Raw genomic sequence first — 14,704 nt, forward strand, 5'->3', positions numbered from 1 at the left:
CATGCTCTTAGACTTCGCTTATAGAGGTCCGTGCAGCGAAACGAAATGGCCGACAGATGAGGGCTGATAAGACGTGACGGTTGAGCTGGCGCACCCGTCGACCGAGCCGCAGGGATCGCGGTCACCGGCCGAACCGGCTCATCCACGCTGGTGGTTCATCTCGACGACGCCGGGGCGCATCCTGACAATCGGGATCGTGCTGGCCGCGCTCGGCGGGATCAGCGCCTTCGCCACCTCGACCACCATCAACCACCGGCAGCAGGTGCTCACCACGGTGCTCAACCACACCGAGCCGCTGTCGTTCGCCGCCGGGCGGCTGTACACCACGCTGTCGGTCGCCGATGCCGCCGCGGCCACCGCGTTCATCGCCGAGGCCGAGCCGCAGCCGGTTCGCCAGCGCTACGAGCAGGCGATCACCGACGCGTCCGTCGCGGTGACCCGCGCCTCGAGCGGCCTCACCGACGAGCCGCTGGTGCAGCTGCTGGGCCGGATCAATGCCGAGCTGGCCGTCTACACCGGGCTGATCGAAATCGCCCGGACCAACAACCGCGAGGGCAACCCGGTCGGATCGTCGTACCTGTCGGAGGCGTCGGGGCTGATGCAATCGACGATCCTGCCCGACGCGGCCAAGCTGTATCAGGCGACGTCGGAGCGGGTGGACGCCGAGACCACCGCGTCGACCCAGATCCCCGCACCGGTCATCATGGTGGTCGGCGCCACCGTGATCTTCGGTGCTTTCTCGCACCGCTGGCTGGCGCGCCGCACGCGGCGCCGAATCAACCCGGGGCTGGTGGTGGGCGCACTCGCTATTCTCGTCATGGTGGTTTGGGTTGGAACTGCGCTGACCATTTCTACGACGGCCAGTCGTAGTGCGAAGGACACTGCCGCGGAATCCCTCAAGACCGTCACCAACGTCGCGATCACCGCCCAGCAGGCCCGCGCCGACGAGACGCTGTCGCTGATCCGTCGCGGCGACGAGGAGAAGCGCAAGCAGTCGTTCTATCAGCGCCTCGATTCCATGCACCGCCAGCTCGACCAGTACATGGCCCGCAGCGACGCCGTGGACAAGCCGGACCTGGAAGGCGCCGATCAGCTGCTGCTGCGCTGGCGGCAGGCCAACGACCGGATCACCTCGTACATCTCGGTGGGTAACTACCGCGCCGCCACCCAGGTGGCGCTGGGCAGCAGCGAAGAGGACTCCACCCCGGCGTTCGACAAGCTGGACGACGAGCTGGTCAAGGCCATGGACCAGGGCCGTATCCACCTGCGCAACGACGTCATCAACGCGCGCAGCGGGCTGTCCGGCGCCCAGGTCGGTGGCGTGGTGCTCAGCCTCGGCGCCGCCATCGCGGTGGCGCTGGGCCTGTGGCCGAGGCTGAAAGAGTATCGATAATGGTCCGCCTGCGGATGCTTCGCCGGGCGTGCACCGTGGCCGCCGCCGCGGTCGTGCTGGCGGGTTGCGGACACACGGAATCGCTGCGGGTCGCCAGCGTGCCGACATTGCCGCCGCCGACACCGGTCGGCATGGAGCAGTTGCCGCCCCAGCCGCCGCTGCCGCCCGACGGGCCGAATCAGAACTGCGACCTGACGGCCAGCCTGCGGCCCTTCGCCACCAAGGCGGAGGCGGACGCCGCGGTCGCCGACATCCGCGCCCGGGGCCGGCTGATCGTCGGGCTCGACATCGGCAGCAACCTGTTCAGCTTCCGCGACCCGATCACAGGTGAGATCACCGGTTTCGACGTCGACATCGCCGGCGAGATCGCGCGCGACATCTTCGGCGCGCCGTCCCACGTCGAATACCGGATCCTGGCGTCGGACGAACGGGTCACCGCGCTGCAGCGCTCCGAGGTCGACGTCGTGGTCAAGACCATGACCATCACCTGCGACCGGCGCAAGCAGGTGAACTTCTCGACCGTCTACCTCGACGCCAACCAGCGCATCCTGGCCCCGCGCGACTCGTCGATCGTCAAGGTCGCCGACCTGTCCGGCAAGCGGGTCTGCGTGGCCAAGGGCACCACGTCGCTGCACCGCATCCAGCAGATCGACCCGCCGCCGGTGGTGGTGTCGGTGGTCAACTGGGCCGACTGCCTGGTGGCGATGCAGCAGCGCGAGATCGACGCGGTCAGCACGGATGATTCGATCCTGGCCGGGCTGGTCGAAGAGGACCCCTACCTGCACATCGTCGGGCCGAATATGGCCACCCAGCCCTACGGCATCGGGGTCAATCTGAACAACACCGGATTGGTGCGGTTCGTCAACGGGACCCTGGAACGGATCCGCCGCGACGGTACGTGGAACACGTTGTACCGCAAGTGGTTGACGGTGCTGGGGCCCGCGCCGGCCCCGCCCGTACCGAGGTATCTGGACTGATGGCCGAGCCGGACAAGCACTCCGAGCAACCGGAATCCGGCTCGGGAGACGTGGGCCCGGGCACCCAGCCCGCCGACGTCCAGACCGGCGGCGCGGCCACCGGGCGGTTGCAGGCCACCCAGGCGCTGTTCCGTCCCGACTTCGATGACGACGATGACGATGACTTTCCGCACATCTCGCTGGGCGCCCTAGACACCGATTCGCAGGACCGCATGACGGTGGCGACGCGATCGGTGCCGGCGGTCCGGCAGCTCGGCGGCGGCCTGGTCGAGATCCCGCGCGGACGCGACATCGATCCACGCGAAGCCCTGATGACCAATCCGGTGGTACCGGAGTCCAAGCGCTTCTGCTGGAACTGCGGCAAACCGGTCGGCCGGTCCAGCAAGAAGGCCAAGGGCACGTCGGAGGGTTGGTGCCCGTCCTGCGGCAGTCCGTATTCGTTTCTGCCGCAACTCAACCCGGGCGATATCGTCGCCAACCAGTACGAGGTCAAGGGCTGCATCGCGCACGGCGGTCTGGGCTGGGTGTATCTGGCGGTCGACCACAACGTCAACGACCGGCCGGTGGTGCTCAAGGGCTTGGTGCACTCCGGCGACGCGGAGGCGCAGGCGATCGCGATGGCCGAACGACAGTTTTTGGCCGAGGTGGTCCATCCGCAGATCGTGCAGATCTTCAACTTCGTCGAGCACGTCGACCAGCACGGAAATCCGGTCGGCCTCATCGTCATGGAGTACGTCGGCGGTCAGCCGCTCAGGCACGGGAAGGGTGAGAAGCTACCGGTCGCCGAGGCCATCGCCTACCTGCTGGAGATCCTGCCCGCGCTGAGCTATCTGCACTCCATCGGCCTGGTCTACAACGACCTGAAGCCGGAGAACATCATGCTCACCGAGGAGCAGCTCAAGCTGATCGACCTGGGCGCGGTGTCGCGGATCAACTCGTTCGGATACCTGTATGGCACACCGGGTTTCCAGGCGCCCGAGATCGTGCGGACCGGCCCGACGGTCGCCACCGACATCTACACGGTGGGCCGCACGCTGGCCGCGCTCACGCTGAACCTGCAAACGCGCAACGGCCGCTACGTCGACGGCCTGCCCGAGCACGACTCGGTGTTGACCACCTATGACTCCTTCCGCCGGTTGTTGCGCCGCGCCATCGACCCCGACCCGCGGCGCCGGTTCTCGAGCACCGAGGAGATGTCCGCCCAGATGATGGGTGTGCTGCGCGAGGTGGTCGCCCACGACAGCGGGGTGCCGCGGCCCGGGCTCTCGACCATCTTCAGCCCCAGCCGTTCGACGTTCGGGGTGGACCTGCTGGTCGCCCACACCGACGTGTACCTGGACGGTCAGGTCCACTCGGAGAAGCTGACCGCCCGCGAAATCGTTACCGCGCTGCAGGTTCCGCTGGTCGATCCGGCCGACGTCGCCGCTCCCGTCCTGCAGGCGACCGTGTTGTCGCAGCCGGTGCAGACCCTGGACTCGTTGCGCGCGGCCCGGCACGGGACGCTGGACGCCGACGGCGTCGAGGTGTCCGAGTCGGTGGAGCTGCCGCTGATGGAGGTCCGCGCGCTGCTGGATCTCGGCGATGTGGCCAAGGCCACCCGCAAGCTTGACGACCTGGCCGCGCGGGTCGGCTGGCAATGGCGATTGGTGTGGTACAAGGCCGTCGCCGATCTTCTCACCGGCGACTACGATTCGGCCACAATGCATTTCGTCGAAGTGCTGGACACGTTCCCGGGCGAGCTGGCACCCAAGCTGGCGCTGGCGGCCACCGCCGAATTGGCCGGCGACGTCGACGACCACAAGTTCTATGAGACGGTGTGGAAGACCAATGACGGGGTGATCTCGGCCGCGTTCGGGTTGGCCAGGACGCTGTCCGCGCAAGGGGATCGGGCCGCCGCGGTCCGCACGCTGGACGAGGTGCCCGCCACCTCCCGGCACTTCACCACCGCGCGGCTGACCAGCGCGGTGACGCTGCTGTCCGGCCGGACCAAGAGCGAGATCACCGAAGAGGATATCCGCGATGCGGCCCGGCGGGTGGAGGCGCTGCCGCCCACCGAGCCCCGCGTGCTGCAGATCCGCGCGCTGGTGCTGGGCTGTGCGATGGACTGGCTGGAAGACAACAAGGCGAGCACCAACCACATCCTCGGATTCCCCTTCACCGAACACGGTTTGCGGCTGGGCGTGGAGGCGTCGCTGCGCAACCTGGCCCGTGTCGCCCCGACCCAGCGGCACCGCTACGCGCTGGTGGACATGGCGAACCGGGTCCGGCCCACCAGTACGTTCTAGGGCTGCGTTGGCTTCGCTTTCGTCGAGCCTTCGCCTCGGCCTTCCGCCACGGCCGTCGAGTGTGCTTCCAGGGTGGGAAAATAGCGTGGAACTCGCCCTGCACGCACACTCAAAGCCCAGAACGCACACTGGACTCCGCCAGCGCGGCTCGGACGCGGCGCACCACGTCGACGGGGTGGTCCTCAGCGACGACCCGGACGACGATCCAGCCCATCCGCTCGAGCCTTTCCAGCCGTCGAACATCCTTCACGTATTGCCGTCGGTTGGTCCGGTGTTGATCGCCGTCGTATTCGACAGCCACCATTGCCTCGTCCCAGCCCAGGTCGAGGTAGGCGAAGGGGATGCCGTCCACGCCGAGCACCGGTATCTGGGTCTGCGGCCGGGGCAGGCCGGCGTCGATAAGGAGTAGGCGCAAATAGCTTTCCCGCGGCGACTGCGCGCCCGGGTCGACCAAGTCGAGCGCGGTTTCAAGCTGCCGCAGGCCGGGCGAACGAGGGTGCTGGCGGGCGACACTCAGCACGTCGTCGATCTTGAAGTCCGTCGCACGCGCAAGGGCGTCGAGGCGAACAACGGCTGAGCGCACGGCCCCGCGCCTCCCGATATCGAAGGCGGTTCGCTCGGGTGTGGTGACCGGCAACCCGTCGATCGACTGCGTCTCCCCCTCGGTTAGCGCACAGCGGCGCGTCAGCACGCCTAGAGGAGCGCGAGGTCTGTCGCATATCAGCTCAACAGGGACATTGTCGGGTATCCACTTGGCTCCGAGCAGAAAAGCAGCGGCGGCCCCGGCGATGACGGCGTGGCCACCCGACCAGAGCCACGCGGCTGCGATACGCAACTCGAGCGAGGGCACGGCGTCATTCGAGAGGTAGACGTCGGGGAACACCGCGCGGTATCGCGTCCGCAGCTGGTGTCGGCTCAACGAGCGATGGCGCAGCGCCGCGCTGCCGACAAACGGCTCCTTCATGCCGCGCAGAATCACACGCGTACGCCGCATCGCGTGCACCTGCATACACAGGCGTCACAAGGAAATCGCAAGGCGGACCTGGCACAGTTATCGCATGGCAGGCCAGTCCACCGCGTGGGTCAGCACGGCCCGCATGCTGCGCCGGACTGGGTTCGGGGTGACCGGACCCGAGGTCGACGCCGCCGTCGGCCGGGACTGGCCCGGCCAGGTGGACGCGATGCTGGCCACCGACCCCGAGGCCGACCCCGGCGCGGTCGCGACCCCGATGCCCGCCCTGGCCGCGCCGAGCCCACCGGGCAAGCGCGCCACGCCCGCCGCGCGCAAGCAGTTCAACCAGCAGGTCACCGAACAGCTGGGCGTGCTGTCGGATTGGTGGATACGTCGCATGGTCGACGTGCGGCAGCCGGTGCACGAAAAGCTGACCCTGTTGTGGCACAACCACTTCGCCACCTCGGCGCAGAAGGTGCGGGTCGCCGCGTACATGGGCGCGCAGAACCAGAAACTGCGCGCGGGGTCGCTGGGTGATTTTCGCGCCCTGGCCTACGCGATGCTGACCGACGCCGCGATGCTGCGCTGGCTGGACGCGCAGAGCAGTACCGCCAAGGCGCCCAACGAAAACCTGGCCCGCGAGTTCATGGAGCTGTTCGCGTTGGGACATGGCAACGGCTACACCGAGAGCGACGTGCGCAACGGGGCGCGGGCCCTGACGGGATGGGTGATCGGCGCCGGCGGCCAGACCTCGATGGTCCCCAAACGCCATGACGCGAACGCCAAGACGCTGTTCGGGCAGAGCCGCAACTCCGATGCCGCCGGCTTCTGCGACACCGTACTGGCGCAACCCAAATCGGCCGAATACGTCGCGGGACGGCTGTGGGGGCAACTGGCATCGGACGATCCGGCGCCACCACCGGTGCTCGACCGGCTGGTCGCCGCGTACGGCCCCAACCGCGACCTGCGCGCGCTGACCCGGGCGATCCTCACCGACAACGAGTTCACCGGCAGCCGCGCCGCGGTGGTCAACACCCCGGCCGAGTGGCTCGTCGGCGTCATCCGGGCCCTGCGGGTGCCGGTCAACGAACCCAAGCGCCTGAAGATGATCGACGCGACCCTGCGCACGCTGGGTCAGCGCCCGTTCTATCCGCCCAGTGTCGGGGGCTGGCCAAGCGGCCAGGTGTGGCTGTCGACCGCCAGCGCCGGGGCCCGCCTGCGCGCCGCGACCGAACTGGCACAGGCGGGCGACCTTTCCGGCATCGAGGGCACCGCCGCCAATGACCGCGTCGACGCGGTCGGCTATCTGATCGGCATCGGCTCCTGGTCGGACCGCACCGTCAACGCGCTGCGGCCGCTGGCGCGCCAGCCGGCGCAGTTGGTCGCTACCGCCGTCAACACTCCCGAATACCTGACGTCCTAACGAGATCAGCCATGCCCGAGATGAACCGTCGCCGATTCCTGATCGCCAGCGCGGGTGCCGGCGCGGCCGGCCTGCTGTCCGCAACCGTGGCCGTCAGCTGGCCCGACCTGATGCGCGCGGCACAAGACCGGCCACTGGCCGACGGCGCCGGCGTCCTGGTGATCGCCACGCTCTACGGCGGCAACGACGGGATCAACACCGTGATCCCCTACGCGGACAACGCCTATCACGATGCCCGTCCCGAACTCGCTTATGCCCCGGGTGATGTCCTGCGCCTCGATGAGCAACTCGGGCTCAACCCGGCGATGAAGGGGCTGGCGGGGCTGTGGAACCAGCGGCGGCTCGCCATCGTGCGCGGCGCGGGCTACCCGAAGCCCGACCACAGCCACTTCAGGTCCATGGACATCTGGCAGACGGCGTCACCGGCCGAGCCGGTGTCGACGGGCTGGATCGGCCGCTGGCTCGACGCCACCGGCGACGATCCGCTGCGGGCGGTCAACATCGGGGCCGTGCTGCCCCCGCTGGCCGTCGGCGCCAAGTGCACGGCCGCGGCGCTCTCGCCGGGCGGCGGCCCGGCCACGGCGGAGAAATTCGACGCGGTGATGGCCGCGCTGGGCAACGACGACCCCGACGACACCCCGGCGATGGCCGCGGTGTGCAAGGCCTATCGCGCCGCACGCACGACCGACACCACCTTCGCCCCGGTGAAACCGGCTGCCAAGGAGCGCAATTCACTGTCCGCCCAGCTGAGCATGGTGGCCCAGGCCATCAAAGCCCGCGTCCCCACGCGGGTCTACACGGTGCAACTGGGCGGGTTCGACACCCACGCCGGCGAGCGCGGAACCCAGCAGCGTCTGCTGCAAACATTCGACGAGGCGGTGACCGCGTTCGTGCGGGAGATGGCCGGCCGCGACGTGGTGCTGCTGGCGTACTCGGAATTCGGGCGCCGGGTGCGGGCCAACGCCTCGCAGGGCACCGATCACGGCACGGCCGGTCCCGTCTTCATCGCGGGCGCCCCGGTCAACGGCGGCTTCTACGGCGAGCAGCCCAGCCTCACCGACCTCGACAACGGAGACCTGAAGTACACCACCGATTTTCGTGACATCTACGCCGAGGTGCTGGCGCGAACGGTCGGCGCCGATCCCACCCCCTCGGTCGGCACCGGACGAAACAGCCTCGGCTTCCTATCGGTCTAGTGCGTTGACGCAGTCACGGGCGATGGCCAGCTCTTCGTTCGTCGGGACCACCAGCACGGCGATCGGTGAATCGTCGGCGGAGATCTGGCGCGCGCCCTTGCCGCCGCCCAGGTTGCGGCGCTCATCGAGCACGATGCCGAGCTCCTCCATGCCGGCGACCGCGTCGCGGCGCACCGCCGGGTCGTTCTCGCCGATCCCCGCGGTGAAGCTGATGACATCGGTGTGCCCCAGCACCGCCAGGTAGGCGCCGATATACTTGCGCAGCCGATGGGTGAACACGCTGTACGCCAATTGCGCTGCCTCGTCACCGGATTCGATCCTCGTCCGCAGCCGGCGGAAGTCGCGCTCGCCGGACAGGCCCAACACCCCGGAGCGCTGGTTGAGCATCGACTCGACGTCGTCGACTCCCATGTTGGCCACGTGCGACAGATAAGCGACAACGCTGGGATCGATATCGCCGCTGCGGGTGCCCATCACCAGCCCCTCCAACGGTGTCAGACCCATCGACGTGTCCAAAGGCCGGGTGCCGGCGATCGCCGACGCGGAGCACCCGTTACCCAGGTGCAGCACAATCTGTTTCAGGTCACCGACCGATCGATCCAGGAACGCGGCGGCCTGCTCGCTGACGTAGCGGTGTGACGTGCCGTGGAAGCCGTACCGGCGTATTTTATACCGCTGCGCCAGCTCGCGATCGATGGCGTAGGTCGCCGCCGCCGGCGGCATGTCGTGGAAGAACCCGGTGTCGAACACCGCGATGTGGGCGAGGTCGGGCAGCAGTTTGCGCGCGACTTCGATGCCCTTGAGTGCGGGCGGATTGTGCAGCGGGGCCAGCTCCGACAAATGGTCCAGCCTGCCGATCACCGCGTCGTCCAGCAGCGTGGGCCGATAGAAAGTGTTGCCGCCGTGCACCACCCGATGGCCTACCGCGACGATGCCGCTCGCCTGCAGGTCGATGCCGTCGTCGGCCAGCGTGTCGAACGCGCGGCGCAGCGCGGCGTCGTGGTCGGGAACCGACGACGACTCCTCTCCGATCCGCTCGACGAGGCCTGTCGCCCGTGCGGAGCCCGAATCCGGGTCGACCACTTGGTATTTCAGGGACGACGAGCCGGAGTTGATCACCAGGACCAGGCGCGTGTCGCTGCCGTCCGCCACGGCTACCCCTGAGCCTGGATCGCCGTGATCGCCACGGTGTTGACGATGTCTTCGACCAGCGCGCCCCTGGACAGGTCGTTCACCGGCTTGCGCAGGCCCTGCAGCACCGGCCCGATCGCAAGCGCGCCCGCGCTGCGCTGCACCGCCTTGTAGGTGTTGTTGCCGGTGTTGAGGTCGGGGAAGATCAGCACGGTGGCGCGGCCGGCCACCGGCGAGTCGCGCAATTTGGTCGCCGCGACCGACGGTTCGATCGCGGCGTCGTACTGGATGGGCCCCTCGACCGGCAGGTCGGGGTTGCGTTTCCGCACCAATTCCGTTGCCGTCCTTACCTTGTCGACGTCAGCGCCGGTACCCGAGTCGCCGGTCGAGTACGACAGCATCGCCACCCGCGGTTCGATGCCGAACCGCGCGGCGGTGCGCGCCGACGAGATCGCGATGTCGGCCAGCTGCTCGGGTGTCGGGTTCGGGATGATCGCGCAATCGCCGTACGCCAGCACCCGATCGGGCAGGCACATCAAGAAGATGCTGGACACCGTCGAGACGTCCGGGACCGTCTTGATGATCTCGAACGCGGGCCGAACGGTGTGGGCGGTGGTGTGCGCGGCGCCCGACACCATGCCGTCGACATGGGAGTTGTGCACCAGCATGGTGCCGAAATAGGTGCTGTCGCGCATGGCCTCGCGGGCCTGTTCGACCGTGACGCCCTTGGCCTTGCGTAACTCGGCGTACTGGTCGGCGAACTCGTAACGCAGTTGGCTGTCGCGCGGATCGATCACCGTGGCATCACTCAGGTCGACGCCGAGTTCCCCCGCACGCTGGCGGATTCGGGCCTCATCGCCCAGGATGGTCAGGTCGGCGACGCGGCGCTGCAGCACCCGTCCGGCGGACCGCAGGATCCGGTCGTCGTCGCCTTCGGGAAGCACGATGTGCTTGCGATCCGCACGTGCCCGCAGCGTCAGCTGGTGAATGAACATCTGCGGCGTGGTGACAGTGGGGATCGGAATGGCAAGCTGCGCAAGCAGATCGGTGATGTCGACGTGGCTGTCCATCAGCTCCAGCGCGGTGTCGATCTTGCGCTGTGAGGTCGCCGTGACCCTGCCCCGCGCCGCCGCCGCCGCGCCGGCCGTGTCGTAGGTGCCCAGTGCGGTCGCCACGATCGGTAGCCGCAGCCGAAGCCCGGCGACCAGGGCGGCGATGGACGGGTGCAGCGCGAAGCCGCCGTTGAGCACGATGCACGACAGCGACGGAAAGCCTTCCGCGGCATGGGCACTGGCGACGGCGAGCACCACATCCGAGCGGTCGCCGGGGGTGATGACGGCGATGCCGTCGCGCAGCCGCTCCAGGACATGGTCGGCCGTCATCCCGGCCACCAGCACCCCGGTGACCTCGCGTTCGCGCAGCGACTCCTCGCCGCTGACCGGGGTGCCGCCGACCGCCTGCTCCAGCTCGGCCACCGTCGGCGCCGACAGCAGCGGTTCGTCGGGCAGCACGTAGCTGCGCTGGGCGAATCTGCGCAGGGCCGCGGCGATGTCGGTCAGTTCGGCCGGATCACAGCGGTTGGCCACCACCGCCGCGGTGTGCGCCTGCTGGGCGTCCAGCTCGGCCAGGCAGACGTCGATGACACTGGCGATCTCGGCGGCCGTGCGCCCCTTGCCGCTGACCGTCAGCAGCAGGGGCGCACCGAGGTTGACCGCGATGCGCGCGTTGGTGGAAAGTTCCGCGGGCCGCGTCACGTCGGTGTAGTCGCTGCCGACGATCACCACGACGTCGCACGCCTTGGCCACCGCGTGATACGCGTCGACGATGCCGGCGAGGGCGGCGTCAGCGTCGGCGTGCAGCTGCTGATAGGTGACGCCGACGCACTGCTCGTACGACAGGTCCGCGGTGGTCCGCGTCAGGAGCAGTTCCAGGATGTAGTCGCGCTCGTCGCCGTCTGAGCGGGTAATGGGCCGGAACACACCGACTTTGGCGACCGTCGCGGTCAACCGGTGCAGCAGTCCGAGCGCGATCGTCGACTTGCCGGTCTCCGGCTCGGGGGCGGCGATGTAGATCGCTGTCACTGGTCTGACACAGCGCCGGAGACCATTCGGGCGCCCCTCAGGCCAGCCGCCGCAGCCGCGGCGCCAGGTCCTTCTCGAAGAGCTCCAGGAACCGGCGTTGGTCGTGGCCGGGCGCGTGGAACACCAGGTGGTTGAGGCCCCATTTCACGTACTGGCCGACCTTTTCGACCGCCTCGTCGGGGTCGGACGCCACGATCCAGCGCTTGGCCACCTGCTCGATGGGCAGCTCGTCGGCGGCCTTCTCCATCTCCAGCGGGTCGTGAATGCTGGTCTTCTGCTCGGCCGTCAGCGACAGCGGCGCCCAGAAGCGGGTGTTCTCCAGCGCCTTGTCCGGGTCGGTGTCGTAGGAGATCTTGATCTCGATCATCCGGTCGACGTCGTCGGGATTCTTTCCGGCGGCCTCCGCGCCCTCCTTCATGGCGGGCATCAGCTTGTCCTTGTACAGCTCCTCGCCCTTGCCGGAGGTGCAGATGAAGCCGTCGCCGGCCCGACCCGCGTACTTGGCCACCTGCGGGCCGCCCGCGGCGATGTAGATCGGGATGCCGCCCTCCGGAACGTCGTAAATGGAGGCGCCCTTGGTGTGGTAGTACTCGCCCTCGAAGTCGACGCGGTCGCCCAGCCACAGTTCGCGCATCAGCCGCACCGATTCGCGCAGCCGGGCATAGCGTTCCTTGAACTCCGGCCACTCGCCCTCGTATCCGGTGGCGATCTCGTTGAGCGACTCGCCGGTGCCGACGCCGAGGAAGATGCGGTCCGGGTACAGGCAGCCCATCGTGGCGAACGCCTGCGCGATGACGGCGGGGTTGTAACGGAAGGTCGGGGTGAGCACCGAGGTGCCCAGCACCAGCCTCTTGGTGCGCTCGCCGACGGCGGTCATCCAGGCCAGCGAGAACGGGGCGTGTCCGCCCTCGTGCCGCCACGGCTGGAAGTGGTCACTGACGGTTGCGCTGTCCATGCCGTGCCCTTCGGCGGCGACAGCGAGTTCGACGAGTTCGCGCGGTGCAAATTGTTCAGCGGACGCTTTGTATCCGAGTTTCAGTTCAGCCACCCGTTCTTTCTACTCCTCGCAGCGCTCTTACACTCGCGGGCATGGGATCGGCGCCGACTCTCGTTCAAGTGACCGACACGGTGTACCTCGCCCGGGGCGAGGCCGTTAACTGGACGCTGGTCGTCGACGGCACCGGCGTGCTGCTGATCGACGCCGGATATCCCGGCGACCGCGAGGCCGTGCTGTCGTCGCTGCGGGAGCTGAGCTACGGCCCCGGCGACGTGCGCGCCGTCCTGCTCACCCATGCCCACATCGACCACCTGGGCTCCGCGATCTGGCTCGCCAACGAGTACGGCACCGACGTGTACTGCCACGCCGAGGAGGTGGGCCACGCCAAGCGGGAGTACCTGGAGCAGGCGTCGGTATTCGATGTCGCCCTGCGCATTTGGCGGCCACGCTGGGCGGCCTGGGGGTTGCACGTGCTGCGCAGCGGCGGCCTGATTCGCGACGGCATCCCGTCCACCCGGCCGCTGACCGCCGAGGTGGCCGCCGGCCTGCCGGGCCACCCCAGTGCGGTGTTCACCCCCGGGCATACCAGCGGGCACTGCTCGTACGTGGTCGACGGCGTGCTGGTCAGCGGCGACGCGCTGATCACCGGGCACCCGCTGCTGCGCCGCGGTGGGCCGCAGTTGCTGCCGGCGGTGTTCAGCCACAGCCAGCAGAATTCGCTGCGCAGCCTGGACGCGCTGGCCCTGCTGGACACCGAGGTCTTGTTGCCCGGCCACGGCGACGTGTGGCGCGGCCCCATCCGGGAGGCGACCGCACGCGCCATCTCGCGGGCGCAGTGATCGCTTCGAACACGTTGTGACGGCGCCTATGTCAGATCAGCCACTTCTCGAACGCGATCGGCAGGAACGGGCCCCACGACGGCAGCGGGTCCGGCGCTGTCCGGGTATACCCCGTCGCGTCATAGAGCGCCTCGGCCTCGGGCTGCCGATTGCCGGTGATCAGGTAGAGCCGCCGATACCCGCGCGCCAGGGCCTCGGCCTCCAGCGCCGCCAGCAGCGCCCTGGCGTAGCCACGGCGCCGGTGAGCGCCGTCGGTCCAGATCCGCTTGAGCTCCGCGGTGTCGGCGTCGTAACGGCGAAACGCGCCGCCGGTCACCGGCAGGCCGTCCACGACGCCGATCAGCAGGCCGCCGTCCGGCGGCGCCAGCTCGGCCTCGGGTACGGGCAGCCAGGTCAGGTGGGTACTCGGCGTGCCGCCGTATCGCTGCGCATACTCGACGGCCAGTTCGGCCAGCAACGGTTGCGCCAGCGGGTCGTCGTGAGTTGCCGACACGAACCGCAATTGGCCGTGCGGCGGGCTTGATTCGGGCATCACCACCACTCAAACGCGCGTCGCGGTGACGTATTCCGGGATGAACTCCGAGTCGCCGGCCCCCGTCCGTCGCCGCCTGCCCAGCCCCATCGCGCCCAGCAGCCCGGTGATGCCGCGCCCGGCCGTCTCCCAGCCATTGGACGTCAAATACTCTGGCACGTAATGATATTCGCCGGGATAGGTCAGGCTGGCCAAGTCGACATCCAGGCCGCGCTGCCGCCAGCCGTCGACGAAGGCGCGCTCGGCCCCGAGCTGCAACGGATTCCAGGTCGGCATGTGATCGGCGGTGAACCGGCTGCCCGCCGCGCTCGCGGCGGTGACACGGTTCAGCAACTGATTCTGGTCGTCGGGCGGTAGATACCCGACGAGCAGCTGCTCGGCGACCCAGGCCGTGGGCTGGGCCGCGTCGAACCCGACCCGGCGCAGCGCCGCGGGCCAATCCTGGTGCAGGTCAACGCCGATCGCACACCGGTGGGTGGTCAATGCGGCGTCCAGCCCGCGCAAGACTTCGGATTTGAAGTCGAGCACCTGCGGTCGATCAATCTCATAGACCGTGGTCCCCGGCGGCCACCACAGCCGGTACGGGCGGGTGTCCAGACCCGAGGCCAGGATCACCACCTGCCGGATGCCCGCCCGGCCGGCGTCGGCCAGGAATTCGTCGACGAACCGGGTGTGCGCCGCCAGCGCGTCCATCAACGCCGTCATCGCCGGGTCGTCGCCGTCGTCTTCGGCGAACACGTGGTCCTTGATCGCCCGGGTGAGGTAGTCGATCCCGACGGCGCACAACAGCGGCTCGGCGAACGGATCGTTCAGCAGGCCCTTGTTGGCGGCCACCGCGCGCGCGGCCGCTCCGAAGGTTGCGGTCACCGCCACGTCGGCCGTCTGCGCCATGATCGCC

General features: G+C 68.7%; 12 protein-coding genes. 6 read left to right on the forward strand and 6 right to left on the reverse strand.

The features are described from left to right. Positions 1–73: 73 nt before the first annotated feature. From glnX to MTY59_RS04935, 3 genes are read left to right on the forward strand one after another with little or no spacing between them, the layout of a single operon-like run. On the forward strand, positions 74–1,393 hold the full coding sequence (glnX, locus tag MTY59_RS04925; protein WP_221044681.1) for a protein kinase G-activating protein GlnX: 1,320 nt from the start codon (positions 74–76) through the stop codon (positions 1,391–1,393). Continuing rightward, positions 1,393–2,370 (forward strand): glutamate ABC transporter substrate-binding protein, encoded by a 978-nt coding sequence (locus MTY59_RS04930; protein ID WP_221044682.1) that lies wholly within the window; start codon positions 1,393–1,395, stop codon positions 2,368–2,370. Before glnX ends, MTY59_RS04930 begins: the two co-directional genes overlap by 1 nt. Next, the gene (locus MTY59_RS04935) at positions 2,370–4,655 is read left to right on the forward strand and encodes a serine/threonine-protein kinase PknG (protein WP_221044683.1); all 2,286 of its coding nucleotides are present in this window, start codon (positions 2,370–2,372) and stop codon (positions 4,653–4,655) included. The genes MTY59_RS04930 and MTY59_RS04935 overlap by 1 nt, the downstream gene beginning before the upstream one ends. 109 nt (positions 4,656–4,764) lie before the next feature. On the opposite strand, the gene MTY59_RS04940 is transcribed toward MTY59_RS04935, so the two are convergent. Continuing rightward, entirely contained in the window at positions 4,765–5,619 is an 855-nt protein-coding gene (locus MTY59_RS04940) for a hypothetical protein (RefSeq protein WP_221044684.1), read from the reverse strand. Positions 5,620–5,713: 94 nt separating this feature from the next. Between MTY59_RS04940 and MTY59_RS04945 the strand changes: the two genes are divergently transcribed. Both MTY59_RS04945 and MTY59_RS04950 read left to right on the forward strand, forming a co-directional pair. After that, positions 5,714–7,030: a DUF1800 domain-containing protein gene (locus tag MTY59_RS04945; RefSeq protein ID WP_221044685.1), complete on the forward strand. Its 1,317-nt coding sequence runs from the start codon at positions 5,714–5,716 to the stop codon at positions 7,028–7,030. A gap of 11 nt (positions 7,031–7,041) precedes the next feature. Then, a complete protein-coding gene (locus MTY59_RS04950; protein ID WP_221044686.1) occupies positions 7,042–8,226 on the forward strand; it encodes a DUF1501 domain-containing protein in 1,185 nt (394 codons plus the stop codon). On the opposite strand, the gene MTY59_RS04955 is transcribed toward MTY59_RS04950, so the two are convergent. Genes MTY59_RS04955 through fgd form a run of 3 tightly spaced genes read right to left on the reverse strand, consistent with a single transcriptional unit; the run spans position 8,215 to position 12,486 of the window. After that, entirely contained in the window at positions 8,215–9,378 is a 1,164-nt protein-coding gene (locus tag MTY59_RS04955; RefSeq protein WP_431190730.1) for an acetate kinase, read from the reverse strand. The genes MTY59_RS04950 and MTY59_RS04955 overlap by 12 nt on opposite strands. 2 nt (positions 9,379–9,380) lie before the next feature. Further along, entirely contained in the window at positions 9,381–11,438 is a 2,058-nt protein-coding gene (pta, locus tag MTY59_RS04960; RefSeq protein WP_221044687.1) for a phosphate acetyltransferase, read from the reverse strand. Positions 11,439–11,475: 37 nt separating this feature from the next. Next, complete coding sequence (fgd, locus tag MTY59_RS04965; RefSeq protein WP_221044688.1) at positions 11,476–12,486, reverse strand: glucose-6-phosphate dehydrogenase (coenzyme-F420); 1,011 nt, start codon at positions 12,484–12,486, stop codon at positions 11,476–11,478. Between the two features lie 41 nt (positions 12,487–12,527). On the opposite strand from fgd, the gene MTY59_RS04970 reads away from it, so the two are divergent. Beyond that, positions 12,528–13,274: an MBL fold metallo-hydrolase gene (locus MTY59_RS04970; RefSeq protein WP_221044689.1), complete on the forward strand. Its 747-nt coding sequence runs from the start codon at positions 12,528–12,530 to the stop codon at positions 13,272–13,274. Positions 13,275–13,305: 31 nt separating this feature from the next. On the opposite strand, the gene MTY59_RS04975 is transcribed toward MTY59_RS04970, so the two are convergent. Then, a complete protein-coding gene (locus MTY59_RS04975) occupies positions 13,306–13,809 on the reverse strand; it encodes a GNAT family N-acetyltransferase (protein ID WP_221044690.1) in 504 nt (167 codons plus the stop codon). A 6-nt stretch (positions 13,810–13,815) separates the two neighbouring features. Then, the gene (locus tag MTY59_RS04980) at positions 13,816–14,697 is read right to left on the reverse strand and encodes a class I SAM-dependent methyltransferase (RefSeq protein ID WP_221044691.1); all 882 of its coding nucleotides are present in this window, start codon (positions 14,695–14,697) and stop codon (positions 13,816–13,818) included. Positions 14,698–14,704 lie beyond the last annotated feature (7 nt).

It is taken from the genome of Mycobacterium senriense, assembly GCF_019668465.1.
Lineage (GTDB): Bacteria > Actinomycetota > Actinomycetes > Mycobacteriales > Mycobacteriaceae > Mycobacterium > Mycobacterium senriense.

Excerpts from the sequence above, each read along its gene's own strand:
- MTY59_RS04980 (WP_221044691.1), bottom strand. The coding sequence starts at position 14,697 with ATGGCGCAGACGGCCGACGTGGCGGTGACCGCAACCTTCGGAGCGGCC.
- MTY59_RS04940 (WP_221044684.1), bottom strand. The coding sequence starts at position 5,619 with ATGAAGGAGCCGTTTGTCGGCAGCGCGGCGCTGCGCCATCGCTCGTTG.
- MTY59_RS04935 (WP_221044683.1), top strand. The coding sequence starts at position 2,370 with ATGGCCGAGCCGGACAAGCACTCCGAGCAACCGGAATCCGGCTCGGGA.
- MTY59_RS04950 (WP_221044686.1), top strand. The coding sequence starts at position 7,042 with ATGCCCGAGATGAACCGTCGCCGATTCCTGATCGCCAGCGCGGGTGCC.
- MTY59_RS04970 (WP_221044689.1), top strand. The coding sequence starts at position 12,528 with ATGGGATCGGCGCCGACTCTCGTTCAAGTGACCGACACGGTGTACCTC.
- MTY59_RS04930 (WP_221044682.1), top strand. The coding sequence starts at position 1,393 with ATGGTCCGCCTGCGGATGCTTCGCCGGGCGTGCACCGTGGCCGCCGCC.
- MTY59_RS04945 (WP_221044685.1), top strand. The coding sequence starts at position 5,714 with ATGGCAGGCCAGTCCACCGCGTGGGTCAGCACGGCCCGCATGCTGCGC.